This is a genomic window from Brevibacillus sp. NSP2.1 (assembly GCF_000470975.2).
GTDB lineage: Bacteria > Bacillota > Bacilli > Brevibacillales > Brevibacillaceae > Brevibacillus > Brevibacillus agri.
Genome location: NZ_CP048274.1, coordinates 5,251,575 through 5,278,474 on the forward strand (window position 1 = coordinate 5,251,575; position 26,900 = coordinate 5,278,474).

General features: G+C 53.0%; 27 protein-coding genes and 2 riboswitches. Of the genes, 10 read left to right on the forward strand and 17 right to left on the reverse strand.

What is annotated here, in order from left to right:
* Positions 1-16 precede the first annotated feature (16 nt).
* From M655_RS25845 to M655_RS25860, 4 genes are all read right to left on the reverse strand, one after another.
* Positions 17-1,612 (reverse strand): peptide ABC transporter substrate-binding protein, encoded by a 1,596-nt coding sequence (locus tag M655_RS25845; RefSeq protein ID WP_005835492.1) that lies wholly within the window; start codon positions 1,610-1,612, stop codon positions 17-19.
* A gap of 230 nt (positions 1,613-1,842) precedes the next feature.
* Positions 1,843-3,489 carry a peptide ABC transporter substrate-binding protein gene (locus M655_RS25850; protein ID WP_005835494.1) on the reverse strand — a complete coding sequence of 549 codons (1,647 nt, stop codon included), beginning with the start codon at positions 3,487-3,489 and terminating at the stop codon, positions 1,843-1,845.
* 433 nt (positions 3,490-3,922) lie between these two features.
* On the reverse strand, positions 3,923-5,548 hold the full coding sequence (locus tag M655_RS25855) for a peptide ABC transporter substrate-binding protein (RefSeq protein ID WP_026558271.1): 1,626 nt from the start codon (positions 5,546-5,548) through the stop codon (positions 3,923-3,925).
* A gap of 281 nt (positions 5,549-5,829) precedes the next feature.
* Positions 5,830-6,636: a helix-turn-helix domain-containing protein gene (locus M655_RS25860; protein ID WP_005835527.1), complete on the reverse strand. Its 807-nt coding sequence runs from the start codon at positions 6,634-6,636 to the stop codon at positions 5,830-5,832.
* Between the two features lie 117 nt (positions 6,637-6,753).
* Here M655_RS25860 and M655_RS25865 point away from each other — a divergent pair, with 117 nt between their 5' ends.
* On the forward strand, positions 6,754-7,203 hold the full coding sequence (locus M655_RS25865; protein WP_026558272.1) for an SRPBCC family protein: 450 nt from the start codon (positions 6,754-6,756) through the stop codon (positions 7,201-7,203).
* Between the two features lie 71 nt (positions 7,204-7,274).
* Here the strand turns inward: M655_RS25865 and M655_RS25870 are convergent, their stop codons facing one another.
* The 7 genes from M655_RS25870 to M655_RS25900 form a co-directional block, all read right to left on the reverse strand.
* Positions 7,275-8,921: a peptide ABC transporter substrate-binding protein gene (locus M655_RS25870; protein ID WP_026558273.1), complete on the reverse strand. Its 1,647-nt coding sequence runs from the start codon at positions 8,919-8,921 to the stop codon at positions 7,275-7,277.
* 189 nt (positions 8,922-9,110) lie between these two features.
* Positions 9,111-9,950 carry a MetQ/NlpA family ABC transporter substrate-binding protein gene (locus tag M655_RS25875; protein WP_005835530.1) on the reverse strand — a complete coding sequence of 280 codons (840 nt, stop codon included), beginning with the start codon at positions 9,948-9,950 and terminating at the stop codon, positions 9,111-9,113.
* Positions 9,951-10,009: 59 nt separating this feature from the next.
* Positions 10,010-10,675, reverse strand: coding sequence for a methionine ABC transporter permease (locus tag M655_RS25880; protein WP_005835531.1), 666 nt, complete (start codon positions 10,673-10,675; stop codon positions 10,010-10,012).
* Positions 10,676-11,689, reverse strand: coding sequence for a methionine ABC transporter ATP-binding protein (locus tag M655_RS25885; protein WP_005835532.1), 1,014 nt, complete (start codon positions 11,687-11,689; stop codon positions 10,676-10,678). It lies immediately after the preceding gene.
* A 99-nt stretch (positions 11,690-11,788) separates the two neighbouring features.
* A riboswitch (SAM riboswitch) is annotated at positions 11,789-11,906 on the reverse strand.
* Between the two features lie 105 nt (positions 11,907-12,011).
* Positions 12,012-12,275 (reverse strand): hypothetical protein, encoded by a 264-nt coding sequence (locus M655_RS25890; RefSeq protein WP_025845724.1) that lies wholly within the window; start codon positions 12,273-12,275, stop codon positions 12,012-12,014.
* Positions 12,276-12,420: 145 nt separating this feature from the next.
* Positions 12,421-12,570 (reverse strand): hypothetical protein, encoded by a 150-nt coding sequence (locus M655_RS25895; RefSeq protein WP_005835534.1) that lies wholly within the window; start codon positions 12,568-12,570, stop codon positions 12,421-12,423.
* A 65-nt stretch (positions 12,571-12,635) separates the two neighbouring features.
* Positions 12,636-13,643: an LCP family protein gene (locus M655_RS25900; protein WP_005835535.1), complete on the reverse strand. Its 1,008-nt coding sequence runs from the start codon at positions 13,641-13,643 to the stop codon at positions 12,636-12,638.
* A 189-nt stretch (positions 13,644-13,832) separates the two neighbouring features.
* Between M655_RS25900 and M655_RS25905 the strand changes: the two genes are divergently transcribed.
* Together M655_RS25905 and M655_RS25910 are read left to right on the forward strand one after the other, a co-directional pair.
* Positions 13,833-14,006: a hypothetical protein gene (locus M655_RS25905; protein ID WP_286085932.1), complete on the forward strand. Its 174-nt coding sequence runs from the start codon at positions 13,833-13,835 to the stop codon at positions 14,004-14,006.
* Positions 14,007-14,021: 15 nt separating this feature from the next.
* The gene (locus M655_RS25910; protein WP_026558274.1) at positions 14,022-14,423 is read left to right on the forward strand and encodes an MFS transporter; all 402 of its coding nucleotides are present in this window, start codon (positions 14,022-14,024) and stop codon (positions 14,421-14,423) included.
* Positions 14,424-14,552: 129 nt separating this feature from the next.
* Here M655_RS25910 and M655_RS25920 read toward each other — a convergent pair whose 3' ends face one another.
* The 4 genes from M655_RS25920 to M655_RS25935 form a co-directional block, all read right to left on the reverse strand.
* Positions 14,553-15,425 (reverse strand): aldo/keto reductase, encoded by an 873-nt coding sequence (locus M655_RS25920; protein WP_007776867.1) that lies wholly within the window; start codon positions 15,423-15,425, stop codon positions 14,553-14,555.
* An 81-nt stretch (positions 15,426-15,506) separates the two neighbouring features.
* Complete coding sequence (locus M655_RS25925; protein ID WP_005835537.1) at positions 15,507-15,935, reverse strand: BrxA/BrxB family bacilliredoxin; 429 nt, start codon at positions 15,933-15,935, stop codon at positions 15,507-15,509.
* 88 nt (positions 15,936-16,023) lie between these two features.
* Positions 16,024-17,694, reverse strand: coding sequence for a ribonuclease J1 (gene rnjA, locus M655_RS25930; RefSeq protein WP_035316672.1), 1,671 nt, complete (start codon positions 17,692-17,694; stop codon positions 16,024-16,026).
* A 98-nt stretch (positions 17,695-17,792) separates the two neighbouring features.
* The gene (locus M655_RS25935) at positions 17,793-18,569 is read right to left on the reverse strand and encodes a hypothetical protein (protein ID WP_007776861.1); all 777 of its coding nucleotides are present in this window, start codon (positions 18,567-18,569) and stop codon (positions 17,793-17,795) included.
* Between the two features lie 110 nt (positions 18,570-18,679).
* Here M655_RS25935 and M655_RS25940 point away from each other — a divergent pair, with 110 nt between their 5' ends.
* On the forward strand, positions 18,680-19,018 hold the full coding sequence (locus M655_RS25940) for a YqzG/YhdC family protein (protein WP_005835540.1): 339 nt from the start codon (positions 18,680-18,682) through the stop codon (positions 19,016-19,018).
* On the opposite strand, the gene M655_RS25945 is transcribed toward M655_RS25940, so the two are convergent.
* Together M655_RS25945 and M655_RS25950 are read right to left on the reverse strand one after the other, a co-directional pair.
* Positions 19,019-19,642, reverse strand: a complete 624-nt coding sequence (locus tag M655_RS25945) for an SCO family protein (RefSeq protein WP_005835541.1) — start codon at positions 19,640-19,642, stop codon at positions 19,019-19,021. It abuts the gene before it with no gap.
* Positions 19,643-19,767: 125 nt separating this feature from the next.
* A complete protein-coding gene (locus tag M655_RS25950) occupies positions 19,768-20,079 on the reverse strand; it encodes a rhodanese-like domain-containing protein (protein WP_005835542.1) in 312 nt (103 codons plus the stop codon).
* 310 nt (positions 20,080-20,389) lie between these two features.
* Here M655_RS25950 and M655_RS25955 point away from each other — a divergent pair, with 310 nt between their 5' ends.
* From M655_RS25955 to M655_RS25980, 6 genes are all read left to right on the forward strand, one after another.
* Positions 20,390-20,578 (forward strand): hypothetical protein, encoded by a 189-nt coding sequence (locus M655_RS25955; protein ID WP_007776855.1) that lies wholly within the window; start codon positions 20,390-20,392, stop codon positions 20,576-20,578.
* Positions 20,579-20,693: 115 nt separating this feature from the next.
* A riboswitch (SAM riboswitch) is annotated at positions 20,694-20,802 on the forward strand.
* 89 nt (positions 20,803-20,891) lie between these two features.
* On the forward strand, positions 20,892-22,196 hold the full coding sequence (locus M655_RS25960) for a homocysteine synthase (RefSeq protein ID WP_026558275.1): 1,305 nt from the start codon (positions 20,892-20,894) through the stop codon (positions 22,194-22,196).
* A gap of 234 nt (positions 22,197-22,430) precedes the next feature.
* Positions 22,431-23,486, forward strand: coding sequence for an ArsR/SmtB family transcription factor (locus tag M655_RS25965; RefSeq protein ID WP_026558276.1), 1,056 nt, complete (start codon positions 22,431-22,433; stop codon positions 23,484-23,486).
* Positions 23,483-24,697 (forward strand): MFS transporter, encoded by a 1,215-nt coding sequence (locus tag M655_RS25970; RefSeq protein WP_005835547.1) that lies wholly within the window; start codon positions 23,483-23,485, stop codon positions 24,695-24,697. Before M655_RS25965 ends, M655_RS25970 begins: the two co-directional genes overlap by 4 nt.
* A 66-nt stretch (positions 24,698-24,763) precedes the next feature.
* Positions 24,764-25,702, forward strand: a complete 939-nt coding sequence (locus tag M655_RS25975) for an AAA family ATPase (protein ID WP_026558278.1) — start codon at positions 24,764-24,766, stop codon at positions 25,700-25,702.
* Positions 25,703-25,706: 4 nt separating this feature from the next.
* Complete coding sequence (locus M655_RS25980; RefSeq protein WP_005835549.1) at positions 25,707-26,897, forward strand: DUF58 domain-containing protein; 1,191 nt, start codon at positions 25,707-25,709, stop codon at positions 26,895-26,897.
* The last annotated feature ends 3 nt before the right edge of the window (positions 26,898-26,900 follow it).

Genomic DNA, 26,900 nt, shown 5'->3' on the forward strand with positions numbered 1-26,900 from the left:
TTTCCTCTATATAAGATTAAGGCTTGATATCGACGTACTTGAAGTCGATCATGCCGAGCCCGTCCAAAATCGCGCCGTCGACTTTCTCGCTTTGCAGCCAGCTCTGGGCATAGTAGTAGATCGGCATAATCGGCATTTCGTCCATTAAAATTTGCTCGGCCTTGGCCAAAATCGCCTTCCGTTTTTCCGGGTCCTGCTCCAAAGCGGATTGGTTCAAGAGCTCTTTGTATTTGGGGTGTTCCCAGCCCGTGTCGTTGTTTCCGCCGTTTTTGTCCTTGAACATTTCCAAAAAGTTGATCGGATCGTTGAAGTCGGCTAGCCAACCCGCACGCGCAATCTGGTATTTCCCCTGGTGTACGTCCTCTATGTATACTTTCCACTCTTTGTTTTCCAGCTTCACGTCTACCCCGAGCTTTTTCTTCCACTGGTCCCTGATTTCTTCAGCAATCGCTTTATGGCCCATCGACGTGTTATAGGAGACGGTGATGGGAGGAAGTTTTGCGATTCCCGCTTCCTTCATGCCCTCCTGAAGCAGCTTTTTGGCCTCTTCTGTGTGATTGTCTGTAAAGTAGCCACCAGATGCAACAGCCATGCTCGGCGGCACAAAACCTGTCGCGGGAAGGTGGTTGGCCAACATGGTCTCCACCAAAGCTTGACGATCCAGTGCATAAGCAAAAGCTTTGCGGATTTTGGCATTGTGAAAAGGCGCTTGCTCTGTGTTGAAGCGGTAGAAGTAAGTGCCCGCGATCGCTTGCGTATGAAACAGCGCAGGCGACTTCCAGGAAAGCTCGAAATCCATGGGGACTTCAGACAAAGGGGCGCCTGCCCAATCCAGATCGCCGTTGCGAAACATCTCCAGCTCTATATACCCGTCATCAATCATAGAAAAATCAATCTTGTCCAATTTTACATTTTGTTTGTCCCAGTAGTTCTGGTTTTTCGTCAGAACGAGCTGGTGCTTGGGCTTCCATGTCTCGATTTGAAACGGACCGTTCCCTACTATCGTCTTGGGATTGCTTGCCCATTCCTTGTCGGCTTCCACGACTTTTTTGTTAACAGGATAATAGGTGTAAAAAGCCGTCAACTCCGTGAAAAACGGGGTCGGATTCGTCAGTTCCACAACCAATGTTTTGGCGTCGACGGCTTTGACACCAACGTCACTCGCCGTCCCGGTTCCCTTGTTATACGCTTCCGCTCCTTTTAAATAGTAGAGCTGGTAGGCGTAATTCGATGCTGTCCTGGGGCTTAGCGCACGTTTCCAGGCGTATTCGAAGTCATAGGCGGTGACCGGATCGCCATTGCTCCATTTGGCAGGGCGAATTTTGAACGTATAAGTTTTGCCGTCAGCCGAAACGGTATAGCTTTCTGCCGCTGCTACATGTACTTTTCCGTCTTTGCCCAAACGAGTCAACCCTTCGAAGATTGCCCTGCTTATTGTGCCGGACGTTGAATCTTCAGCAATGCCCGGATCTACGGTTGGGGGATTGGAATGCATGTTCATTCTTAATACTTTTGCTTTTGGCTCCGCCGCTTGCCCGGCATCCGCATACCCTGCCAAGCTCCCGCCGAGAATCAGCATCGCACCTGCGACTGCAACGACATTCTTTTTCACGATCAAGCACCTCGTTTTTTTGTATACACTTCTATCATCAGTATACAAGAAAAAGGGATTTTTGGATGTTTTTTCTTTTAGTTAGTTTTGATGCAACTCGACTAGGAAAAAAATGGTTCGCCCCTTTTCGGGTGAGAATTTTCAGCCCCGATCAACACCCGCTTTTCAAACAAAAAAGAAGAGAAGCGTCAAAAACGCCCCTCTTCCTTAAATCGGTTGCTTTGCTTCTATTATTGTTTGATGTCAGCGTATTTGTAGTCAACAGCACCCAGACCGTCGATGATTACGCCGTCAACCTTGTCGTTTTTCACCCAAGATTGCGTGTAGAAGTAGATTGGCATGACTGGCATTTCATCCATCAGGATTTGCTCAGCTTCAGCCAGGATCGCTTTCCGTTTTTCCGGATCTGTTTCCAGAGCGGATTGGTTCAGCAGCTCTTTGTACTTCGGATTTTCCCAACGAGTATCGTTGTTTCCGCCGTCTTTTTCCTTGAACATTTCCAGGAAGTTGATCGGATCGTTGAAGTCACCCAGCCAACCAGCGCGAGCTACTTGGTATTTACCTTGGTGTACGTCATCCAGGTATACTTTCCACTCTTTGTTTTCCAGCTTCACGTCTACACCGAGGTTTTTCTTCCATTGGTCTTGGATTGCTTCTGCGATCTTTTTGTGACCTTCGGAAGTGTTGTAGGACAGAGTCAGAGTTGGCAGCTTGCTGATGCCAGCTTCTTTCATACCTTCTTCCAGCAATTTTTTCGCTGTTTCGAGGTCTTTGTCCTTGAAGTAGCCATCTTTGTTCAGAGCCATGCTCGGTGGTACATAACCGGTTGCTGGCAACTGACCTGCCTGCAGGATGTTGTCGATCAGGCTTTGACGGTCGATCGCGTAAGCAAACGCTTTACGGATTTTCGCGTTGTTGAATGGCGCTTTTTCTGTGTTGAAGCGGTAGAAGTAAGTACCCGCGATTGGTTGGGTTGTCATTTTTCCAGACTCTTTCAGAGCAGGAATCGCGTCAGTTGGCAATGCGGAAGTTGGAGCACCTGCCCAATCCAGCTCGCCGTTTTCAAACATGGACAGCTCAGTGTTCTCATCCTCTACCATGGAGAACTCGATTTTGTCCAGTTTTACGTTGTCTTTATCCCAGTAGTTCTCGTTTTTCACGACAACCAGTTTGCTCTTGTGTTCCCATGTTTCCATTTTGAATGGACCGTTACCCACGATTGTTTTCGCGTCAGTAGCCCATTTGTCGTTGGCTTCAACTGTTTTTTGGTGAACCGGGAAGTATGTTTTGAACGCTACCAGCTCCAGGAAGAACGGAGTTGGGTTTGTCAGTTCCACTTCCAGTGTTTTGTCGTCGAGCGCTTTTACGCCAACGTCTTCTACTTTACCAGTACCTTTGTTGAATGCTTCCGCACCCTTCACATAGTACAGTTGGTAAGCGTAGTTGGAAGCTGTTTTCGGATCGAGCGCGCGTTTCCAGGCGAATTCGAAGTCTTTCGCTGTTACAGGATCGCCGTTGCTCCATTTTGCATCGCGAATTTTGAATGTATATTTTTTACCGTCTTCAGATACGGTATAGCTTTCTGCTGCTGCTTCATGCACTTTGTTGTCTTTGCCTACGCGAGTCAGACCTTCGAAGGTAGCAGTGATGATTGTGCTGGAAGTAGTGTCTTCCGCGATACCTGGGTCTGCTGTTGGCGGCTCGGAGTGCAGGTTCAATTTCAGTACTTTTGGTCCCGCTGCTGGTGCAGTGGTTTCTGTTTTATTGCCTGCTGCGTTGTTATCTGCTGGCGCTGCTTGGTTGCCGCCGCCGCATCCTGCGAGTGCCGCACCAAGAACGAGGATAGAACTCATTGCTACGAAAACATTCTTTTTCATACAAGTAATCCCCCTTTTCTAAATCTTTTTTCAATATACATGCTTTTATATTATTTTTAAATATGTTTTAGAATGATTTAATAAATTTTTATTTATTTATAAAGATGATTAATGATTTATAAAAAATAATTTATTGATAAAACTCGATGGAAAATGATTCCCGTTAGTATAGACAGCTTGAAAATGTTGATTTATCGCGGTTTTCTCCATGGACCTCCCCACCTTTTTCTTTGCTGCACACAAGATTACCATGAGACAGCGTCAGTGAGAGGCTTGTCCCACGCCTCGTTTGAATTTTAAAAATATTTATAGTTGCGAACAGCTCTCCTCCCCATTTTGTTGATAGATGAAGAATCTCCCATCCTTTGCGCTTTATTTTTCGCCAAAAAAAGAAGGGCTATTCGCCCTTCTTCTTATCGTTCGCTTGGCTTTCTTATTTAATGTCTGCCCATTTCCAGTCTACGAAGCCGAGACCGTCGAGCACAACGCCTTGTACTTTGTCGCTCTTCACATAGGAATGCGTGTAGTAGTAAATTGGCGCGGCTGGCATTTCGTCCATGAGCAGCGCTTCCGCTTGCGCCAGGATTTGTTTGCGTTTTTCCGGGTCTTTTTCCACCGCGGATTGGTTCAGCAGCTCTTGATACTTGGGATTTTCCCAGTTGGTATCGTTGTTGCTGCCTTTTTTCAGTTTGAACAGATCCAGGAAGGTGTACGGATCGTTGTAGTCGCCAGTCCAGCTAGAGCGAGCGATCTGGAACTTGCCTTGGTGCAGGTCGTCCAGGAATACTTTCCACTCTTTGTTTTCCAGCTTCACTTCTACGCCGAGCGCTTTTTTCCATTGGTCTTGGATAGCTTCCGCGATTTTCTTGTGACCTTCGGACGTATTATAGGAAAGAGTCAGAGTTGGCAGCTTGGTGATGCCTTCTTCCTTCATCCCTTCCTCCAGCAGTTTTTTCGCTGTTTCCACGTCGCCGTCCTTGAAGTACGGGCTAGTTGCCACAGCCATTGTTGGAGGTACCAGACCCATTGCCGGCTCCTGGTTCGCTTGCGTTACGTTGTCGATGATCGTTTTGCGGTCAATCGCATAAGCGAACGCTTTACGGATTTTCGCGTTGTTGAACGGCGGTTTCTCCGTGTTGAATTTGTACAGGTACGTACCCGCAATCGCACGGGTTTGCATTTTGCCGGACTCTTTCAGTGCCGGGATTGCATCTGTTGGGAGTGCGCTTGTAGGAGCACCTGCCCAATCGAGGTCGCCGTTGTCAAACATGGACAGCTCGGTGTTTTCATCCTCTACCATGGAGAAGTCGATCTTGTCCAGTTTTACAGCATCTTTATCCCAGTAGTTTTCGTTTTTCGCGAGAATGAGCTTGCTCTTATGCTCCCAAGTCTCGATCTTGAACGGACCGTTACCTACGTGCGTTTTGGCGTCACCCGCCCAGTTTTGTGTGGATTCGACCACTTTTTGGTTCACCGGGTAGTAGGTGTAGAAAGCAGTCAGCTCCAGGAAGAACGGAGTCGGGTTTTTCAACGTAACAACCAATGTTTTGTCATCGGTTGCTTTCACGCCCACATCTTCTGCTTTCGCTTTTCCGGTGTTGTACTCCTCAGCGTTTTTCAGGTAGTACAATTGGTAAGCATAAGTGGAGCCGAGCTTCGGATCGAGCACTCGCTTCCACGCGTATTCAAAGTCTTTCGCTGTTACCGGGTCACCGTTGCTCCATTTGCTGTCGCGCAGGTGGAATGTATAAGTAAGTCCATCTTCAGAAACGTCGATTTTTTCCGCTACGGATTCATGCGGTTTGCCATCTTCACCGATACGAGTCAAACCATCAAAAGTCGCACGCAAAACAGCACCGGATGTGGAATCTTCAGCCAAGCCAGGGTCAGCCGTCGGCGGCTCACTCTTCATGTTCATGCGCAGAACTTTTGGACCGCTAGTTTGTTCACTTCCAGCAGAATTTCCTTGCTCTCCTGCTTTCTCGCCGCCGCCACAGCCAGCCAGCGCCGCACTCAGAACCAGGATGGAACTCATCGCTGCAAATACGCTTTTTTTCATTAGTGTTGACCCCCTTTGTATGTGTAACACTCCATGGAAAGCTACTTCAACAAATATACTGCATTTTTAGTAATATTGAAGACATTTTAAGCAAGTTTAATTATGTTTTATTCAAAGATCAAATTATATTAAGGGAAATAAATTCACATTCTTCATTACATGAAGTATGCCTCGCACAAGAAAAACTATGCAAATCTTAGGAGTATCGCCGCTCACCGAGGCAAAACAAAAAGCCCCCTCCCATCGCGAAAAAGCGACGTCACAGGGGACTTTGTTTACAATTATAAAGTTTGGGTCTGCCGGTATTCTTGCGGCGATACACCGACAATCGCCCGGAAGTCGCGGATAAAATGCGAGTGGTCGTAGTAGCCGAGCGCGATGGACAAGTCCAGCCAGTCGCTGACGGCTCCCTGGTCGATCATCTGCGCCGCTTCGTGCAGTCGGTAGCGCTGGATTACCGATTTCGGACTGACGCCAACATAGCGGTCAAACAAGCGCTGCATCGTCCGGATGCTCATTCCGGACAGTCGGCTCGCATCCTCTACCTTCAGCACCGTCCGATCTGCCTGAATCAAGCCGACCAGCTCGCTTACTCTCTTTACATTCGGATCGCGCTCCGGCAGACGCTCGCCCAAAAACGCTTCGATGCGGCGAACCATCTGGGCGTCTTCCGGCATGGCAAGCATCTCGGCTTCCAGCGGGGCTGTCTCCACCTGAAACACTTCTTCCAACGTAGTAACCGTGCCGTACAACTGCGAAACCGGCTTTTGCCAAAATGGATAAAAGCCGCCTGGTTTGAACTTCACTCCGAACACATGGCCTTGGCCAGCCAGCAAATGCGAGGACGTGGACAAAGCGACACCGAATATGCCTGTGGCGCCCTTTTCAAACACCAGATTCACATTGGGGTGGCCCAAAACTGTTTGGGAGTAAGGAGCTTGCCCGCGCAAATCCCACCTGACCACCCAGTAATGCTGGACGAAGTAACCGACGTCGCCGCCTGGTTCATACCTTTGCAGCGAAAACTTTTTTCCGCCAAGCATGGCATGCAGCACACCTTTTGGCAGCATGTCCTGCTTTTTTTCCATAGCGCCGCCTCCTGTCGCATTTTTACAATACGCCCCTCCATTATCTGCCTATACTAAGAGTAGTAGCAACAGCAAACGATTACAATTTGAAAATGAATGGAAACAGGAGGCACTGCTATGGAACTGCGTTTCGATTTTTACATCGGGGCCACCCCGGAGCACGTCTGGCACGTTCTTACCTCGGAAGAAGGAGTCAAGCATACGTTTTTTGGCTCTGTCATTCGCTCTACTTTTCAGGTAGGGGACGATCTCGCTTATGTCGGTCCCGGAAATGATGGCGACGAAACTGTCCATGTGTACGGCAAGGTTGTGGCGTTTGAGCCGCAGCAAACCTTCAGCTTCCTGGAACATCCCGGCCCTTCGTACCACGCCAACCACGCCGAGCTTCAATCGCGCGTAACTTTCCAATTGGAGCCTGTTGGCGGATGCACGCGGCTGACGCTGATTAACGACCAGTGGACCGAAGATCACCCTTCCTTCGCCAACGCGAGCAACCATTGGCCGATGATTCTCTCCAACATCAAAACATATGCAGAAACCGGAAAAACGTTGGATTTTGGCTATTAATTCCGGGCAAAAAGGAAGGAAAACCCCAGCAGCGAGCTGCCTCGGCACTTCGCCTCTGGGGTTTTTGCCTGTTACTCGACCATTTCCGCCCACTTCAGATCAATAAAGCCCAGTCCGTCCACTTGCACGCCTTTTACCTTATCACTCTGCACCCAGACATCCACGTCCGTAAACAGTGGGATTACAGGCATGGCATCCATGAAAATTTGCTCGGCTTCCGCAAAAAGCTGCTTGCGCTTCTCCGGATCGCTCTCCATGGCCGACTGTTGCAGCAGCTCCTTGTAGCGCGCGTTCTCCCAGCCTGTGTCGTTGTTTCCCGTCTTCGCATCGCGGAACATCTCCAGGTAGTTGATCGGATCGTTAAAATCGGCATTCCAGCCCAAACGGCCAATCTCGTAATTCAGTTCATGCAAATCTTGCAAATGCACCTTAAATTCCTTGATCGCCAGCTTCACGTCGATGCCAAGGTTGCGCTTCCACTGGTCCTGCATGGCTTCGGCGATTTTTTTGTGGCGGTCTGTCGGGTTGTACGACATGGTGATGGTCGGAAACTGACTCAGCCCCAACTCCTGCATGCCTTCCGCCAGCAGCTTTTTCGCTATCTCCACGTCGTTGTCGCGGAAGTAGCCCTCCGGCTTGATAATCATGGATTGCGGCAGCATCCCCATCGTAGGCACCTGGCCGACCTGTGTGATGTTGTCCACGATGCTTTGGCGATCAACCGCATAAGCGAGTGCTTTGCGAATTTTTACGTTTTGCAGCACTCCTTTGGTGGTATTGATTTTGTACCAATACATCGTCGCCTTTGGATGAACGACGAGTTTGCCTGCTTCTTTCAGGGACGGAATCGCATCGGTTGGCAGGCCGCCAAGCGGTTGACCCGCCCAGTCCAGCTCGCCGTTTTCAAACATGGACAGCGCTGTGTTATCATCCTCAATCATGGCAAACTCGATCCGGTCCAGCTTGACAGCGTCTTTGTCCCAATAGTTTTCGTTCTTCTCCAAAACGATCTTGCTCTTGTGCTCCCAGCCCGTCATCTTGAATGGCCCGTTGCTCACGTGTGTTGCTGCTTCATTCGCCCAGTTCGGATTGGCCTCTACGACCTTTTTGTCTACAGGATAATACGTGTAAAATGCCGTCAGTTCCAGGAAGAACGGTGTCGGGTTTTCCAATGTTACTTCCAGCGTCTTGTCATCCAGAGCTTTTACCCCCAGCTCGTCTGCTTGCGCCTTGCCTGTGTGTACTTTTTCCGCATTTTTGATGTAGTAGAGCTGATACGCATACTCGGCTCCCAGCTTTGGATCGAGGACGCGTTTCCAGGCAAATTCAAAGTCGTGCGCCGTCACCGGATCGCCGTTGCTCCACTTGGAGTCGCGAATCGTGAACGTGTACACCCGTTTGTCGTCGGATATTTTCACATCAGACGCAACCGAGTTCATCGGCTTCGCGTCTTTGTCCAGCCTGGTCAAGCCGTCAAAAGTGGCACGGACGATCGCCCCTGAGGTAGTGTCCTTGGCGAGCCCAGGGTCTGCCGTCGATGGCTCGCTGGTCAGATTGGCCCGAAACACTTGCGGCTTTGTGCTGGCAGGCGCGCCAGACGAAGCCTCACCCGCAGGAGCAGCAGCAGGTGCAGTCGAAGTCGGACTGCCTCCACAGCCTGCCAAAAGACTTCCGACCACCAATGTCAGGCCGACAAACATTTTGAATGTTCCCTTCATCAGAATTTTCCCCCTTATCAAATTTTTTCTATCGCCACCACAATATACTCGACGACAGATTTCTTGAAAATGGGGTTCGGTGATATTTAATTAAATTTTATGAATATTTATTCTTTTGTAAACAGAAATAAACCCAACAGCCTTAAAGGGCCAATTGGGTTTATTTGTTGATCCATCAATTACTTTTCCTTAGAATGCCGGAATGATGGAACCTTTGTATTCGTCTTCAATGAATTTTTTCACTTCAGGGGAGTTCAATTCCTTCGCCAGCTTTTGGATGGCTTCGGAGTCTTTGTTGTCAGGACGAGCTACCAGGAAGTTCGCATATGGAGATTCCTTGTCTTCGATGAACAGAGCGTCTTTGGTTGGCACGAGCTTCGCTTCGAGCGCGTAGTTGGTGTTAATCAGCGCCAGGTCCACTTCTTCCAGAACGCGCGGCAGCATCGCTGCTTCAACCTCTTTGAACTTCAGGTTTTTCTTGTTTTCCACAATGTCTTTCACAGTTCCGCTGATGCCAGCGCCTTCTTTGAGCTTGATGACGCCGTTTTTCTCCAGGAGAGCGAGGGCGCGGCCGCTATTGGTCGGGTCGTTTGGCAGCGCGATAGTTGCGCCTTCCGCCAGTTCGTCAACCGATTTCACTTTTTTGCTGTAAGCGCCAAATGGCTCGATGTGAACCGCAACTACAGGTTGCAGATCCATGTTTTGTCCTTTATTGAAGTCTTCCAGGTAAGGCTTGTGCTGGAAGAAGTTTGCGTCGAGTTGTTTTTCGTTGAGCTGTACGTTTGGTTGTACGTAGTCGGTGAACTCTTGTACTTCCAGGTTTACGCCTTGTTCTTTCAGTTTTGGTGCGATGTGCTTCAGGATTGCTGCGTGTGGAACCGGAGAAGCGCCTACTTTCAATGTCACTTCTTGTTGTCCGCCTTGTGCGCCGCCTTCGGCTGGAGCTGGAGCAGTCTCCGTTTTGCCTCCGCACGCTGCCAAAGAAAATGCCAATACGGTAGAAAGTACAGATACGACTAGCTTTTTCATAAATGATTTCCCCCTACTTTTTTTGATCTTTGTACTTGCAAACTTCTATGGGAAAGACCTTACTTGCGGCTGAAACGCAATACCAGGCGATCACCCAGCGACTGTAAGATCTGCACCAACACGAGCAAAATGACGACAGTGACAATCATGACATCGGTCTGGAAGCGCTGATAACCGTAACGGATAGCCAAGTCGCCCAGACCGCCGCCGCCGATTACCCCGGACATGGCCGTGTAGGACACGAGCGCAACGGTCGTAATCGTAATTCCGGCCACCAGTCCCGGACGAGACTCTGGCAGCAGGACGTTCCAGATGATTTGCCAATTGGACGCCCCCATCGACTGGGCGGCCTCAATGACTCCGCGATCTACCTCGCGCAGAGAGGTTTCCACCAGCCGCGCAAAAAACGGGGCGGCCCCGATCACGAGCGGCGGAATCGCTCCGAGTACGCCGAGCGAAGTGCCGACGATCAGTTTCGTGACCGGAATCAGCAAGATCATCAGAATGATGAACGGCACGGAACGCAATACGTTGACGATGAATGAAGCAACCGAGTAAAACGCCTTGTTTTGCAGCAACTGTCCACGTGAAGTAAGGAATAAAATGATTCCCAGCGGCAAGCCGATCAGGATCGTAAACAACGTGGAGAAACCCAGCATCGTCAGTGTGTCTAGTGTACCCTCAGCGATCTCCGACCAATCCACATTTTCCATTGTCCAGTCCATCTATATCACCTCTACTTCCAAACCACGCTGACGCAACGTCTCGATGGTTTTTTCGTTTTGACGGACATCGCCTTCCAGTTCGACGACCAGTTGGCCGTACGGCGTATCCTTCATGCGGGAAATCGTTCCCTGCAAAATGCTGAATACTGTGCCTGTCTCCTGCATCGTCTGGAACAAAATCGGCTGGTACGTCTTTTCTCCCAGGAAGGTGACGCGCGCAATCGTGCGGTTCCCCGCTGCTTTTTCGTGCGCGACAGCTTCGCGCAGCTCGGTGGAATCTGCCACCTGCTCGACAAATTCCTGCGTAGTCGGATGCTGCGGCTTGAGAAACACGTCCAGCACCTCGCCCGACTCGACGATTTTTCCGCCGTCGATCACGCCTACGCGGTCGCAAATGGAGCGGATGACGTGCATCTCGTGCGTAATCAGCACGATGGTCAATCCCAGCTTGCGGTTGATGTCCAAAAGCAGCGCCAAAATCGAGTTGGTCGTCTGCGGATCGAGCGCCGAGGTCGCTTCGTCACACAGCAGCACTTTCGGATCGTTTGCCAGCGCCCGTGCGATGCCGACGCGCTGCTTCTGGCCGCCGGACAACTGGGACGGGTATTTGTCCCGGTGCGCTTCCAGCCCTACCAGCTTGAGCAGATCGTCCACTTTTTTCTGAATCTCCGCCTTCGGACGCTTGGCCAGCTTGAGCGGAAACGCGACATTTTCCCCGACGGTGGACGAGGACAGCAGGTTGAAGTGCTGGAAAATCATCCCGATCTCGCGGCGCTTTTCCTGCAGCTTGACGTCGTCGAGCTTGGTCAGGTCGACCCCATCGACGATGACTTGTCCCGACGTAGGGCGCTCCAGCAGGTTGATGCAGCGGATCAAGGTACTTTTCCCCGCCCCGGAATGGCCGATAATCCCGTAAATTTCCCCTTTATCTATAGAAAGATCAATCCCGAGCAACGCCGGAATCGTCTTGCCCTGCACTTGATAGCTTTTATGCAAATTTTTCAATTGAATCAACGCATCCACCTCCCAGCAAAATCCTTGTGAAAAACGTAAAAACCCCTTTTTCATAAACGAAAAAGGGGCTGCAACGCATGTATACGTTCGCATCCACCCTTCTCATCTATCAAGATCCAACCAATCTTGTAGGAATTGGCACCGCGACGTCCATTTCAAAAAATGAACCGGTTGCCGGGCTTCATCGGGCCTGTCCCTCCGCCTCTCTTGATAAGAAAGATTTCCACGTATATTATGTTCGTTTTTCATATTTTCATGATACAAACCGGATTATATCCTTTTTGAAAATATCCCGTCAATAGCAATCACAGGAAAAACTTTTTTAATCCATTACTCCGTTGCGAATGATGGTGGCATTGACGTGAAAATGAAACGTCGCTTTCTCAAGGATTCTCGCCTTCAAGCGTATGCGAATATCGAACACCGGCGGCGATACTTGCTCCAGCTTGATTCGGGCGTTGCTGGAAATCGTGTCAAAAGCAAGGTGCACCATATCCTTGGGATTGCCGCGGTTCTTGTCGGTCTTCCCGAAAATTTGCGCCGGGACGGACGTGTCGTAGCTGCCAATCCGGAATTTCCCGTGCACGAGCTTGATGAGAAACGCTTCCTTGGGCGATAGCCTTCGAGCAGGCGCTGAATCGCCTCCTGGGTGTGATAGACCCGATTGCTCCCGGCTCCCCCGAGCTGCCGCTCCACTTCCCCTATGCTTGCCTCAGCCAGACAAATTTCTCTCAGCTTCGGGATGAGCTCGCTGTAAACGACTTGGCATCCGCCATGCTGGTCAAAAAATACAGCCGCATGCGGCCGTCCGGCTCGTCGATATGTTCCGTTCGCAAGTCCCCTGTATGGGAAAACCATTTACGCGCAATCTCCTGGTCCATTCCCCTCACCCCCATACATAGCAAATCATGGTTAGTCTGCCCGAAAACACAAAAAAACAGCACGCTCAATTTGGCGTGCTGTTTTCGTTGCTATCGGTCGTGCTATTCGTTTGCGAAACCGCTTCTTCTGCTGGCGGTTCCAGCTTTTCCTTGATAAAAGACTGGATCTGGTCGACATCCGGAATGAGCACCGCGCCTGCCCGATGGGATTCGCGGAACATCCCCATTGGCGGCAATTGGTAGTTGCCTGGCTCCGCGGTGTTTAATTTCAGCCCAAGCGCAGACAGCCTCAGCATATCCATGGAACTGATATTCGTCTGGATATACGGCGTCACTTCTTTCAGGATGGACGGCAATTGAATCAAGGTCGTGCCGCTCTTCATCTGGCTCACCACAGCCGTCAGCAGCTTGCGCTGACGCTCTGTGCGCGTGTAGTCCGATGTGGCGTCATGGCGAAAACGAACGTATTGCAGAGCCTTGTTGCCATCCAGTTGCTGCAGTCCCTTTTTCAAATTGATGTCGTAGATGCCTTTATCGGTCGGGTCGTGATAGTACATATTTTTTTCCACATCAATCTCGACACCACCGACAGAGTCAATCAAAGCCTTGAAGCCTTCAAAGTCGGTGATGACGTAGCGGTCCACCGGAAGCCCTGTAAACTGGCTGACGGTCTTCATCGCCAGTTCCGGTCCGCCCTCCACGATCGCCGAGTTGATGCGCGAGCTGCCGTTCCCCGGAATGTCTACGTACGTGTCGCGCAAAATGGAAAATACGTCGTAGCGCTTGGAGGCCGGGTCGATACTGACGAGCATCATCGAGTCCGAACGGGGGAGCCCGTTATTTTTCATTCCCCTGCGGTCCACCCCCATCAACAGGATGTTCACCCGCTCTTCGCCATCCCATTCCGGAATCTCCGCCGCTTTCGTCGCGGCACCGCCATCCGGCGGGGCTGGCCGAATGACATTCGGCTCTTGAATATTGTGAGCAAACTGATAAAAAGAGTATCCGTAATAACCTGCTGTCGCGGCAATCGCGACAAACATCAGGAGCAACACCCGTTTCCACATTCGCATAAAGAACTACTCCACCTTTTATTCTCTGTATCACATGAACTCATCTCACCACTTGTTTAGTATACTCGAATCTATAGGATGTGGAGCAGCCTTTATTTGGGTGCTTTTCACTTTTTATATTTTTATGTTTGCAATGTTTAAAATATTCGTTATACTACAAGCAACACAATCCCAAAGGGGTGACCGGCCGTGATTTCTCCCACTTCCTTTTTGCAGCGGTATCCGCGAGTAGCCCTGTTCTTCCTGGTTGCGAGCTTCATCAACTCTTCCGGCAGCGCTTTCATGTTGCCGCTTACCACTTTGTACGTACATACGATTTTGCAACGCTCCATGACCGAGGCAGGCTTTGTGCTGATGGTTTAATCGCTGGCAGGAATTGTGGGGCAGTTCGTCGGCGGGACGCTTTTTCACCGCCTGGGCGCCAAACGGCTGATTGTCGGGGCCTTGCTGGTTCAAGGACTCATCCAGTTGTCGATTCCGCTCACGAATAGCTGGCCTGTTTACATCGCGCTGATGACCGGGCTTGGCTTTACCTTCAACCTGTCGTTCCCGGCGATTCAGGCGTTCATCGGCTTTCGCTGGAAAGAGCAGCGCCGAGAGCTGTTCAACATCGTATATGTCGCGAACAACCTGGGAATGGCCATCGGCACCTCGCTGGCCGGGGTCATTGCCACTTCCTGCGGCGAGCAGGAACGCAGCATGGAGGTGTCAATACTGCCGCCCGGATCGAGCGCCACGGCCGAACGGCCACAGCCTGCCACGCTCCAGCCTGCTTCGTGAAATCGCTCTGCCATCGACCTGCCCAATCCTCGCCTAGCTCCGGTTATCACCACCAGCTTGTTTCCAGCCACGCTCTAAAAAACAAAAAGAAAGCCCCTTCCAGAAAATCAGAAGAGACTTTCGCTTTTGTCAAAAAGACAGCTCCGGCAACTGATACCATTCGCCAGCCATCCATTCGCGCGCCTTCCAGCGCAGCACGTCCGGGCGCACCAGCGGCATGATCTGTTGAAACAGCTCCACGCGTTCGATGTCCGTCATCGGCACGAAGGCGTTGGCCGCGGCCAAGTCCGCTTCCAGCTCGTCCATTCTGCTCACGCCGAGGATCGCCGTCGAAACGGGGAGACTCCACGTATAGCGCAGCGCTTGCTCTGTCCACGGAGCCAGCTTGCCCAGCCCCATCACTTTCATGCCGATGACCGCGACGCCTTTTTCCACCGCTTGCGGAACGAAATCGTGCGCAAAGCTGTAGATGAAATGATCGAGAGCAGACAAAGCGACGAGGGCGCTGTCAAAAGGAAAGCGGCGAATCGCTTCTGCCAGCAGGCGCGGGTCTGTGTGCCCGCTGATGCTGATTTTGCGGATCAAGCCTTGCTCTCGCGCTTCCAGCATCGCTTCCAGCGCGCCTCCTTTTGCAAAAATCGCCTCCAGATCGTGCGGCTGCATGATGTTGTGCATCCGCCACTCGTCGACGTAATCGGTCTGCAGCCGCTTCAAGCTGCCCTCCAAATCTTTCAGGGCCAGGTCGCGCGTGCGTCCTCCCGTCTTCGTCGCGATCCACACGCGGTCGCGCAAGCCTGCAAGCCCCAGTCCTACCCGTGTCTCCGACTGTCCAGCGCTGTATGTAGGGGCTGTATCAAAGTAATTGACTCCTGCTTCTACGGCGCGCCGAATGATGGCGATTGCCTGCTCCTCGGTGCAATCGTGCTCGTCCACAATTCGCTGGGCGCCGAAGCCGAGCAAAGAGACTTGATGCGGATCTCGTCCAAACGATCGGGTCTGCATGCTGCGGGCAGCTCCTTTCAGGTTCATCGGGATGTGAAACAAGACGCCCGTTCGCGAGCGTCTTGTCATGGCCATGCTAGCTTATTTGTACGTGTCGTAAGCGGTAGTCAACAGGTTGGAGATCGTTTGCAGGTCGTTGTTCTCAATCTGATGACGCTCGATCATCGTCATGATTTTGCCGTCCTTCATGATCGCAAAAGACGGGGAAGATGGCGCGTAGCCTTCAAAGTACTCGCGGGCTTTCGCTGTCGCTTCCTTGTCTTGTCCTGCAAATACAGTGTAAATGTTGTCTGGCTTGGTGGAATGGTTCAAGGAATGAACCACTGCCGGACGAGCCAGCCCTGCCGCGCAGCCGCAAACCGAGTTTACGACTACCAGCGTCAGACCTTTTGCGTTTGGCAGCGTCTGCTCAACCTCTTCTGCTGTGCGCAGCTCTACAAATCCGTTGCGCGTCAGTTCGTCGCGCATCGGTTGAATTACTTGGCTCATATATGCTTCATAAGACATCATGGGGCAACCTCTCCTTTGTATCACGTATCCATTTACGTATTATTATAACCCGATCGCGTCCCCGGGAGAACGAAGAAGTGCTCCAGTCCTACACTTCCATCAAAATGGTGAGAATCATCGGATTGCGGCCCGTCTTTTCGTAAATAAACGGCTTGATGACTTCGTTGATCTGGGACTTCAACTCCGACCATTCCTTGATCTTCTTGTCCAACGCTTCCTGGAGGCGCTGGCGAACCAACAGCGTCGCTTCCTGGATGAGCGATTCCGAACCGCGCACGTACACAAAGCCGCGGCTGACAATGTCAGGTCCGGTGAGAATCTTGAAGTTTTTCATATCGAGGCTGACGACCACGACCATCAGGCCATCCTCTGCCAAATGCTTGCGGTCGCGCAGGACGATGTTGCCCACGTCGCCGATGCCGCTGCCGTCGATCAGGACGATGCCGGCGTGAACTTTGCTGAGCCATGCCTTTTCGCGGTTGCAGTTCAGCACCTCGCCGTTGTCCATGAGGAAAATGTTGCTCTCCTCAATTCCTACCTGCTGCGCCAGCTTCGCGTGCGTCTTCAACATCCGGTACTCCCCGTGAATCGGGATAAAGTACTTGGGACGAATGAAGTTGAGCATGAGCTTCAACTCCTCGCTGCTGCCGTGACCGGACGCGTGAATGTCAAACACGTGGCTGAGCACGACGTTCGCGCCCGCGCGGTACAGCTTGTCAATCGTCCTGCTGACATTGATCGTGTTGCCTGGAATCGGGGAAGCCGAGATAATGACGGTATCCTCCGGGTAGATCGACACGGTCCGGTGCGATCCGGAAGCGATTCGGGTCAATGCCGCCATCGGCTCGCCTTGGCTTCCGGTGCAAATAATCAGCACCTGATTGTCGGCGTAGTTGTCAATGTGCTTGATATCAATCAGCATGCCCTCCGGCATCTGGATGTAGCCCAGTTCTTGTCCGATCAGGAACACTTTTTCCATGCTGCGGCCTATCACCGCTACTTTGCGATTGCACTGCTCGGCAGCGTCTACTACTTGCTGCAGGCGATGCACGTTGGACGCGAATGTCGCCAGGATGATCCGCCCGCGCGCTTTGCGCACCACGTCGAGAATCCCTTCGCCAACGGTGCGCTCCGACATGGTGAAGCCGTAGCGCTCGCTGTTCGTACTGTCAGAGAGCAGCGCCAAAACGTCGCCGCTCGCCCCGATTTTCGCAATCTTGCCGTACTCGGTCGTCTGTCCGACTGGCGTCATATCGAATTTGAAGTCACCTGTATGAATGACCATCCCTTCCGGCGTATGAATCACAACCCCGAACGAATCCGGAATGCTGTGATTCGTGCGGAAAAAGGACGCTTTCAGGCGGTTGAAGGGGATTTCCGTATCTTCTGAGATCGGAATCATCTTCACGTCATTTTGCATGCGATGCTCTTCCAGCTTCGCCTTGACCAAGCCCAGGGTCAGACGACCACCGTAGATCGGCACGTTAATTTGCTTGAAAATATAAGGAATCGCTCCGATGTGATCCTCATGTCCGTGCGTTAACAAAAGTGCTTTAATCTTGTGCTGGTTGTCCACCAAATAGGAAATATCGGGGATGACCAGATCAATACCGAACATTTCATTCTCGGGGAACTTCACCCCGCAGTCAATGATGATAATTTCGTCCTCATACTCGACGCAATACATATTTTTTCCGATCTCGCCGAGGCCGCCCATCGCGAAAATCTTAACGTCGCTCAAACTCTTTCCTCCTAACATCATCGTGCATGATTTTGGGAACCCGAACCAAGCATGCCATTCTTATTGTAACACAACGCGAGGCGTTCGTTTCATCCAGTCTTGACAATTCGACACATTCATCTTCGGTCAATAATAGAAAACTGATACGCAATCGCCGCTACTCTCTCATCCGTGACCGTACTGACCCGCTCCCAAAAGTTTTCTTCCATGTTTGTATCTTCTGTCCATACCGGCGCGATTTCCCCCGCAGCGAGCTTGAGCGGCAACGCCTGTTTGTCTTCGATGACGGCCCCACTTTCGTTTTGCAGGCGAACCAAAAGCTCAATGCCCAGCGGCTGCCCCGACTGGTTCCGGACCAAAATCAGGCTGTCGTAAGGTTGGCCAGCACACCTTTTCAGACAGTCCCTTTTGCTGTAGACGAGCGTGACGTCAATCGGCTTATTGCTCGACGCCTGCACGGGCACGGCCTGCCACTTGTTTTTTACACTCTGCACAACCGAGACGTACTCCACCTTCGACATAAACGGCCCCATGCCTAAAAAAGCCCCGGCAAACAGGAGAAACAGACCAGACGACGTGGCGAGAAACAACAGATTCATTTTCCAGAACGGTTTGCGCATCACAAAGAAAAAGACGAGGTACATAATAAAAAACACGAAGACGAGGAACAGGCAAAAATAAAGAAACAGCTCCAGATCGGCTTTGGTCGGAAGCACCGGAATGCCGTACTGTACTTGCCAATACACGTTGGCAGCGAGGCAGCCTCCGTAAATCAGCAGCGCTGACACGACAGGCGGCCACCATTTTTTCCAGAAGCCGCTCCGGCGAGAGCGCAGCGCAAAAATCGCCAGGATGAGCGGAACACCAAATAAGGGAATGAGCAAGTAGTACATGAAATCCCCCGCTTTCCAAATTGTAAATATTTTCTACGAATGACATGAAAAAAAGGCTTCAAAATAGAGGGCAAGCTTGTTTTCCAATACAAAAAAGGGGGTCTTACGCCATGCAAGCCTCTGTATCCGTTCGCCTCGCGCGAAGCGTCCTGACCGCCATCGCAGCAAGCCTGCTGTTATTCTTCTTCCAGTATGCCCCTGCCTGCGCCCAGCCGCCATATGCCAAATGGGGCAGATTGGCGATGCAGGAGACGATGAAAAAATATCCGCATGCCCAGATCGTCGACTACCTGCACGTCGGGCGCACAGCAAAAACGCCCACCACGTCAGAGGAGACGTTCAAACTCTTGCTCCAGGAGGGCAATCGCAGGTGGGCGTTACTCGTGCATATTGAATTTGAAAATCAAACCGAGCATGTCGTGCAGATCACGTACGAGGAATCAGCCTGATTAGTCCGCAAGCTGCTCCATTTCCTTCAGCATCTGCTCCATGTCCATGTCGGCTGCCATGCCGTAGGCGCGGCGCATGTTTCCATCGCCATCGACGAGGAACATGCGGGCGGTATGGGCAAAGGAACCGTCAGGCTGCTTCAATACGGCAATCCCGAAATCCTTCGTCACCTTTTCCACCGCCTGGGCATCGCCGCGCAAAAACTTCCAGCCGCTCTGATCCGCCTTGAACTTCGCCGCGTACTGCTGCAACACTTCTGGCGTGTCGAAATCCGGGTCAAAGGTGATGGAAATGAACTCGACCTTGTCGCCGAACAGCTTTTTCTCCTTGAGCTGCTCTTGCAGCTTGGACATGTTGTACGTCGTCGCCGGGCAAATGTCAGGGCAGTTGGTGAACATGAACTCGACCAGCCGCACCTTGCCTTTGCCTTCCGAAAACGTAAACGAAGTGCCGTCACTGTTGTCCAACGTAAAATCGGCAATCGGCTTCATCACGGGAATCGGCTCTTTTGCCATGTATTTGTAGCCCAACACGCCTACAATCGCGAGGATAATCACGCCTGCGAGCACCGTAAACCAATGGCGCTGCAACGCGGATCCTTGTTGCTGTGCTCCCTCACTCACGATTTTCTTCCTCCCCTGCTTCTCTCATGCGTCCGCCGCTATACCGCGTAAAAGCGCATGTTTCTTTTTGTGTGGAAAACGTCTCGGCGTTGCCAGTGCGGTCGTGACCGTATGGACCGTACGGCTTACACTTCCTTCTCGCCAGGCCAAGCCAGCATGCCGCCGACCATATTGGCAGCGTCAAAGCCAAGCTCACACAAATATTCGGTCGCTCTGTGGCTGCGCGCACCGCTGCGGCACACCATGACGACCGGGATCTCCTTGTCCAGCTCGTCGATGCGATGCGGCAAAAAGCCGAGCGGAATCAGCTTGGCTTCTTTGATATGGCCTTCGTTCCACTCCTCCACCTCACGCACGTCAATCACCTGAAGCTTTTCGTTGGCCGCGAGCTTTTCCAGCAGCTCCTGCGGGGTAATTTCCTTCACGCCATGGCTCATCGCGTATGTTCCTCCTATATGTACAATCGTTTGGTCGTTTTCTGCCACTCCCATCATATCATAGGGCCATGCCATTTTCTAACGACGCGGGCGGCGAAAGCGCGGAGATATAGGGACAAATTTGTGACAGTGTGAGGGTGGGTTTGTTTTTGGACAGGGAGATGGTTGGTCGGTACAGGCGGGTGACACATTTACAAAAATAACCATTCTATATATGAAGACTACTATACAAAACAGCATTCTCTTTTTGGTTTGGAAAAAGGCGGGTGCAAAGAAACGCAGAGCACCCTTGGAAAAGGAGGTAGTTTATATGGTGTACGTACTGGGAATTGCTGCTGTTTGTACGCTATTTGCCGTTCTTTTGTATGTGAAAAAAGGAAAAGCCGCGCCTGGAATCAGCCACGCCTCAAGGAGTGCGGGGCATCAGCCTGCAAACCACGTCAACAAGGCGTATCACACAGGTACTTTGGACGTCATGGGAAACAGCATGAACGGGTGAGCATGAACAAATCTCTCAACGCCTCAATCCCACCAAATCCAACCTGATAACTCATTATTGATTATTGACAGCGAAGTGTGGTTTTTCATACAATTATGACAACAACTGAAGCAACAGTTCATCAAGAGCGGTGGAGGGACAGGCCCTGTGAAACCCGGCAACCAGCAAGCGTGCCTTGCGCGGTGCTAATTCCTGCAGAATCCATAGATTCTGAGAGATGAGTGCACACCCGTGTATAGCCGGAGCCTTCTTCTCCTCAGAGGAATGCTCCGTTTTTTTATCCCTAATCCCCATATATAAAGGAGAGATAAGCATGTCTGACCAGCAACAATGGAAACCGGAAACCCTCGCTGTACATGGTGGACAAGAAGTAGATCCCGTAACAGGCTCGCGCGCCGTTCCGATCTATCAGACGACTTCCTACGTCTTCCGCGACACGGAGCACGCCGCCAACCTGTTTGGCTTAAAAGAGTTCGGCAACATTTACACCCGCATCATGAATCCGACCCAGGACGCCTTTGAAAAGCGCGTGGCACTCCTAGAAGGCGGCGTCGGTGCTCTGGCAACTTCCTCTGGTCAGGCAGCGATCACCTTTTCCATTTTGAACATCGCCCAAGCCGGGGATGAAATTGTCGCATCCAGCAGCTTGTACGGCGGTACGTACAACCTTTTTGCGCACACTTTGCCGCGTCTTGGCATCAAGGTTCACTTTGTCGATCAGTCCAATCCGGAAAACTTCCGGGCGTTCATCAATGAGAAAACAAAGGCGCTCTTTTGCGAGACGATCGGCAACCCTCGCATTGACGTGGCGGACTTGCAGGCAATCGCTGACATCGCGCACGAAAACGGCGTGCCGCTGATCGTGGACAACACGTTCGCTTCGCCGATCCTGTGCCGTCCATTCGAGCATGGCGCAGACATCGTCGTCCACTCCACGACCAAGTTCATCGGCGGGCACGGCACAGCGATCGGCGGCATCATCGTCGATTCCGGCAAGTTCGACTGGAACAACGGCAAATTCCCGGGCCTGACGACACCAGACCCGAGCTACCACGGCGTCGTCTATACGGAAGCAGTCGGACCGCTCGCCTACATCATCAAGGCGCGCGTCCAACTGCAGCGCGACATCGGCGCAGCCGTGGCCCCGATCAACTCCTTCCTGTTCCTGCAAGGTCTGGAGACGCTGCACCTGCGCATGGAACGCCACAGCCAGAACGCCCTGGCCGTAGCCCAATTCCTCGCCGCGCATCCAGCGGTCGAGTGGGTCAGCTACCCTGGCCTGGAAGGTGACGCCAACTACGCGCTGGCACAAAAATATTTGCCAAAAGGCGCTGGCGCCATCCTCACCTTTGGCATTCGCGGCGGCGTGAAGGCAGGCAAAACACTGATTGAATCCGTGAAGCTGTTCTCGCACCTGGCCAACGTGGGCGATTCCAAGTCGCTCGTCATCCATCCGGCCAGCACGACGCACCAGCAGATGAATGAGGAAGAACAGGCGGCTGCCGGGGTCACGCCAGGGCTGATCCGACTGTCGGTGGGCACAGAGGCGATCGACGACATCATCGGCGATCTGGAGCAGGCATTGCAACGCGCCGTTCAACCTTCTACTGTCAACTAAGTTTGCTTTTGTCTCGTAAAAAGTGGCACGCAACTCTCGCGGGAGAGGCGTGCCGCTTTTCTTTTTTCGGGTGCTGTCTTCTGCTTGCTGCTTTCAGGCGCTCGCCCCTCTTCCTGCCACACTCAACGATTCTGGTTCGAAATCCATCTAACCAGTCATACGAAAAATATTGAATTTACAATTCAAAACATTTAGAATGAGACGTACTACAAATACTGGAAGGATGATCCCCTCTTGAAAGTATGGAACATCGGGAGCGAACGCACGACCTACGAGGTGCAATTCGCCTTTTCGCCGCTTTTTGAAGCAGCGCTGGGCATCGCCGTTGCCACTTACGAGCAGATTCATCACACGCTGGAGCAGCCGCCCGCCCACTGGCGCGAGCTAATCGAGGCGCTGCCTCCTGCTGTCCAGCGCGAGGTCGCTTACGCCAAGGCGCACAACACATGGAAGACGCTTTTGCATCTGCTTCACCAGTACCGCCAGCAGCCTTTTGCCGAGCTGAAGTCGTTTCTTGGCTACGTCAGGCAGTTGCCAGAGGAAGAGCTGCGCTACCAGGCACTGCCTTTTTTGGGCGAAGCGCAGCAAGCTTCCCGGCGAAAAGCCGCGCAAGGAAGCAGCGCCGATCGCGAACTGTTGCAGGCGGCCTGTCGCAGCCATCTCTTTTTCGAACGGTACATCGCCCATATTACTTCGGTGGACGCGGAGGAATTGCGCCAGCACCTGCTCGTGCTGATGGAAGGCTGGTATCAGGCGCACATCGAGCCGCAGGAGGAGCGCATCTGCCGCATGCTCGAACGGGAGATTGCCCAAAAGCGCGGCATGCAAGAAAAGCTCGACCCGGAAGCGCTGGTGGAATGGGCGACTGGAGCAAGCTATCCGCCTGAGCCGACTGTCACCCGCGTCCTGCTGATTCCGCAGGCGGTCTATCGCCCCTGGACGGTGCAGGCCGATGACGCAGGCTGCAAAATTTTTTACTACCCGGTTGCCGATGAAAACTTGCGCGAGCAAATCGACCCGTATCAGCCGCCGCAGACGCTGGTCCAATCCTTCAAGGCGCTCGGAGACGAGCAGCGGCTCCGCATGGCGAAAATGCTCGCAAAACAGGAGCTGACGCTGCAAGAACTGACAGAAGCGCTCCAGATGGCCAAATCGACGGTGCATCATCACTTGTCGATGCTGCGCTCCGCCCGGCTGGTCGAGACGAGCGGAACCCGCTATCGCCTGCGCAGCCAAGCTCTCTCGCAACTCCCGCTGCTACTCGGGCAGTTTCTCGACACGGACAAATGATGACAGCAGCCACGAGCACATCCGCCCTCTGGAAAGACCGCTCCTACCGCTACATCCTGCTCGGCCAGCTCACCTCCGAGCTGGGCGCCTCGCTCGGCACGCTCGCCAATAGCTGGATCATCTACCAGGTGACCGGCTCGCAGGCAGCCGTCGGGCAGATGTGGCTGCTCTACTTTGTACCATCGCTCGTCGTGCAGCTTGTGGCCGGACCGTATCTCGACCGCTATGACAAAAAACGCGTCATGCTGTTTTCGCAATGGATGCGCAGCATCGCGTTCGGCTGTTCCTTCGCCGCGATTGCGACCACGCCCGGCTCCTTGTGGCCGCTCTACTTGACCGCGCTCGTGAACGGCCTCGTCCAGCCGCTGTACGTCCCGGCAAGCCAGTCATTGCTTCCTGCTCTCGTCCCAAAAGAACAGTTGCTGCAAGCAAACGCCTATCTGGACAGCGCGCTGCGCATCGCCATGATCGCAGGTCCGCCGCTGGGCGGGATTCTCGTCGCCAGCATCGGTGGCGATCAGGTGCTGGCATTGGTCGCCGTCGGCTATGCGCTCAGTGGAGCTTTTCTTCTCCCGTGCAAAAACGCTCCCGCCCTCCCTGCCCGGGTGGCCGAATCGTGGTTTTCCATGTTCAAAGCCGGCCTCGCGATTTTTGGGGAAAAGCCGCTGCTTCTCTATCTGAGCCTGTATTCGGCTCTCGTGCAGTTTGCGGTAGGGGTCACGCTCGTGCTCAACCTTCCGTTTGTGGCGGGAGAGCTGCACGGAACAGCCTTTCACGTCGGGTTGTTTTTGGCCAGCTATCCGTTCGGCTACTTGTTTGGGACGTTTCTCGTGCCGCGGCTGCGCAATGGACGGGAACAGCCGCTCATCATGCTAGGCTCTCTGGTCGCAGGCGGGGCGAGCTTCGTCACTCTAGGGTTTACCCATATGATCGAACTGGCGATTTTGATAGAAGTGCTGGCGGGTGTCGCCGCGCCGTTTTTCCAGTTGCACAGCACCCGTCTCTATCAGCTCCACGTCCCGCCCGCCATGATGGGGCGCGTCTTCTCCGTGCGCCTGCTGATCGTCCGCACGACCATGCCCGCAGGCATCTGGCTGGGCGGAACACTCAGCGACAGCGTCGGCGTTCGGCCCCTCTACGTCGCCATCGGCGCGTTAATTGTCGTCGCTGCCGTCGGCGGGATTACTTTACAAAAAATTTGTAAAATATAGGATATTCCATGTATAATGAAATCCAGCAACTGCCTCTCCATCCTATCTACTTAAAGGAGAATTTCCATGACTCATCCCGCTCTGGATAGCCTTTTGACTTCCGTAAATCGCGTAATCGTAGGAAAAGAAGAGCAGGTTCGCCTGCTGGTGACCGCTCTGTTGGCGCGCGGGCACGTGCTGCTGGAAGACTTGCCTGGCATGGGCAAGACCGTGCTTGCCAAAACGTTGGCGCAGGCCATCGGCGGGACGTACAACCGCCTGCAGTTCACCGCTGATCTGCTGCCTTCCGATGTAGTCGGACTGCACGTGTTCAACCAGCGGACGAGCGAATTTGAACTGCGCAAAGGACCTGTTTTCGCGGACGTTTTGCTCGCGGATGAAATCAACCGCGCAACGCCCCGCACCCAATCCGGTCTGCTCGAATGCATGGAAGAACGCCAGGTCACCATCGAAGGCGTCACGCTGCCGCTGCCCTCAACGATGCTGGTGATCGCCACCCAAAACCCAATTGAATCGGAGGGGACCTATCCCCTGCCCGAAGCCCAGTTGGACCGCTTCCTGTTCCGCCTGTCACTCGGCTACGGCACGCGCAAGGACGCCAAGGAAATACTCCGCAGATTCCGCAGCACCTCTCCTCTGGAGACGGTGCAGCCAGTGATCTCGGTGGAACAAATCGCCGCCCTGCAAAAAGAAGTGACGGCCGTCCATGTCAGTCAGGCGGTAGAAGATTACGTCATCGACCTGACGGAATCGACGCGCAGCCACCGCTCCGTCGATGTCGGCATCAGTCCGCGCGCCATGCTCGCCCTCTTGCGCGCAGCCCAGGCTTACGCTTTTGTCTCGGGCCGCGCCTATGTATTGCCGGACGACGTGAAGGCTGTTTTCCCGAGCCTCGCCGTCCATCGCATCCGCCTGTCCATGGAAGCGGAGCTGCATGTAACCGAGCAGGAAGTGGTAGCGCAGATCATGTCGAGCGTGCCAGCCCCCGTCGAGGAAAGCGTGTAGCCGGATGGATACGAAGCAAACTTTTCATGTGATCGGCTTTGTGCTTCTGCTTTTCGCGCTGTTTTCCGGCAGTTGGTTTCTTTGGCTGCTCGGCGGGTTTTTCTTTTTCATGCCTGCCGCCCAAAAGTGGTGGGCCGAGTCGCTCCCCAAATGGATCAAGCTGGAGTGGACAAGCGATCAAACCCGCGTCATGCCTGGTACGCCTGTGACGATTACCGTGCGCCTGTACAATCGCTCCTGGCTGCCGTTGCCCTCGACATGGCTGCGCTTTTCCTTGCCTGAGCACGTCACGGCCGACGGCGGGGACGAAGTGAAAACGAGCAACCAGCGGACGATTGTGCGACTGCGCTTCGACTTGCCCATGCGCCAGAGCGCAGCCCGAACCTTGACGCTTACTCCCCACAAGCGCGGCACCGTCTGGCTGACGGAGATTCAATCGGAGACATTGCCGCTGTTCGCCGGGGAAGTCACTTCCTTGCCGTTGTCGCTATCGTTTTCCCTGCTCGTCTACCCGTTGCCGCTGCCGCTGCCTCCGCTGTCACTGGAAGAGACGCAGCCGGACGGAGGCAGGCTCTCGCGCCAACGGCAACAGGAGGATGTCACTTTTTTGCGGGGAGCGCGGCCGTATATGCCCGGGGATCGGTTCAAGCATATTCATTGGAAAGCGACTGCCAAGACGGGCACGCTCGAGACAAGGCTGTTCGAGCACACCGCCCATCCAAACTGGCGGATCGTCGGCCATATTTTGCCGTCCTATGAACCGTTGCAGCAGCGGCATAACGATGTCGTCAATGAACGGATTATATCCAGCCTTGCTGCGCTGTCCATGCTGTGCCGGAAAAAGTCGATTGGCTACGAGCTGCTTCTCACCGTCAAGCAGCGCGGCCGCGAGCATTTTCACATGCCTGCCGGCAGCGGCAAGACGCACCATCTGCACGTCATGACCCAACTCGCGCAAATGCACCATTATGTGACGACGCCGCTAGCCAGCCTGCTCCGCCGTCTGGAGGAAAGTCCGGCCAAGGAAGCGATCATCCTCGTGACGGCGCGGCCGGAGGAATTGCCCCAGACGACTTTGGAGCGATTGGTGCGGCGCGGACACAACATTGCCGTGCTCGACGTATCCGGGGAACAGGCTACGGTCAGGCGATATGAACAGGCGCGTCTGGAAAAAAGGAGCGTGATGGCGCGATGAGCT

What these genes read in the sequence shown, in the direction of transcription:
- M655_RS25850 (WP_005835494.1), bottom strand. Translation starts at nt 3,489, where the DNA reads ATGAAAAAGAATGTTTTCGTAGCAATGAGTTCTATCCTCGTTCTTGGT.
- M655_RS25855 (WP_026558271.1), bottom strand. Translation starts at nt 5,548, where the DNA reads ATGAAAAAAAGCGTATTTGCAGCGATGAGTTCCATCCTGGTTCTGAGT.
- M655_RS25860 (WP_005835527.1), bottom strand. Translation starts at nt 6,636, where the DNA reads ATGGAAAAAAAGCAGGACATGCTGCCAAAAGGTGTGCTGCATGCCATG.
- M655_RS25865 (WP_026558272.1), top strand. Translation starts at nt 6,754, where the DNA reads ATGGAACTGCGTTTCGATTTTTACATCGGGGCCACCCCGGAGCACGTC.
- M655_RS25870 (WP_026558273.1), bottom strand. Translation starts at nt 8,921, where the DNA reads ATGAAGGGAACATTCAAAATGTTTGTCGGCCTGACATTGGTGGTCGGA.
- M655_RS25875 (WP_005835530.1), bottom strand. Translation starts at nt 9,950, where the DNA reads ATGAAAAAGCTAGTCGTATCTGTACTTTCTACCGTATTGGCATTTTCT.
- M655_RS25880 (WP_005835531.1), bottom strand. Translation starts at nt 10,675, where the DNA reads ATGGACTGGACAATGGAAAATGTGGATTGGTCGGAGATCGCTGAGGGT.
- M655_RS25895 (WP_005835534.1), bottom strand. Translation starts at nt 12,570, where the DNA reads ATGGACCAGGAGATTGCGCGTAAATGGTTTTCCCATACAGGGGACTTG.
- M655_RS25900 (WP_005835535.1), bottom strand. Translation starts at nt 13,643, where the DNA reads ATGCGAATGTGGAAACGGGTGTTGCTCCTGATGTTTGTCGCGATTGCC.
- M655_RS25920 (WP_007776867.1), bottom strand. Translation starts at nt 15,425, where the DNA reads ATGCAGACCCGATCGTTTGGACGAGATCCGCATCAAGTCTCTTTGCTC.
- M655_RS25925 (WP_005835537.1), bottom strand. Translation starts at nt 15,935, where the DNA reads ATGATGTCTTATGAAGCATATATGAGCCAAGTAATTCAACCGATGCGC.
- rnjA (WP_035316672.1), bottom strand. Translation starts at nt 17,694, where the DNA reads ATGTTAGGAGGAAAGAGTTTGAGCGACGTTAAGATTTTCGCGATGGGC.
- M655_RS25935 (WP_007776861.1), bottom strand. Translation starts at nt 18,569, where the DNA reads ATGTACTACTTGCTCATTCCCTTATTTGGTGTTCCGCTCATCCTGGCG.
- M655_RS25940 (WP_005835540.1), top strand. Translation starts at nt 18,680, where the DNA reads ATGCAAGCCTCTGTATCCGTTCGCCTCGCGCGAAGCGTCCTGACCGCC.
- M655_RS25950 (WP_005835542.1), bottom strand. Translation starts at nt 20,079, where the DNA reads ATGAGCCATGGCGTGAAGGAAATTACCCCGCAGGAGCTGCTGGAAAAG.
- M655_RS25955 (WP_007776855.1), top strand. Translation starts at nt 20,390, where the DNA reads ATGGTGTACGTACTGGGAATTGCTGCTGTTTGTACGCTATTTGCCGTT.
- M655_RS25960 (WP_026558275.1), top strand. Translation starts at nt 20,892, where the DNA reads ATGTCTGACCAGCAACAATGGAAACCGGAAACCCTCGCTGTACATGGT.
- M655_RS25970 (WP_005835547.1), top strand. Translation starts at nt 23,483, where the DNA reads ATGATGACAGCAGCCACGAGCACATCCGCCCTCTGGAAAGACCGCTCC.
- M655_RS25975 (WP_026558278.1), top strand. Translation starts at nt 24,764, where the DNA reads ATGACTCATCCCGCTCTGGATAGCCTTTTGACTTCCGTAAATCGCGTA.
- M655_RS25980 (WP_005835549.1), top strand. Translation starts at nt 25,707, where the DNA reads ATGGATACGAAGCAAACTTTTCATGTGATCGGCTTTGTGCTTCTGCTT.